Origin of the sequence: Streptomyces bicolor (assembly GCF_000719285.1) — a bacterium.
GTDB lineage: Bacteria > Actinomycetota > Actinomycetes > Streptomycetales > Streptomycetaceae > Streptomyces > Streptomyces bicolor.
In genome coordinates this window covers 1-203 of sequence record NZ_JOFS01000174.1, presented here as the reverse complement: position 1 = coordinate 203, position 203 = coordinate 1, and the positions used below count along the sequence as shown (strand labels likewise).

Below are 203 nucleotides of genomic sequence, written 5' to 3'. Positions count from 1 at the left end.
CATCCCGTCCACGACCAGCTCGAGGACGTCGCGGTGGGTGACCGCCACACCCTTCGGGCGGCCCGTCGAACCCGAGGTGTACATCACGTACGCCAGCTGGTCCCGCCCACACTCCACGCCCGGGTCGGTGGCCGGCAGCGAGGCGAGCGTCTCGTCCTCGTCCACCACCACCAGCACGGGAGCGTCCGGCAGGCCGCGGCCAC

General features: G+C 72.9%; 1 protein-coding gene. It reads right to left on the bottom strand.

Features of this window, described 5'->3' with window-relative positions:
* Positions 1-203, bottom strand: a 203-nt coding sequence (locus tag IF78_RS48210; protein ID WP_037643193.1) for an AMP-binding protein, incomplete at both ends; no start/stop codon positions are given.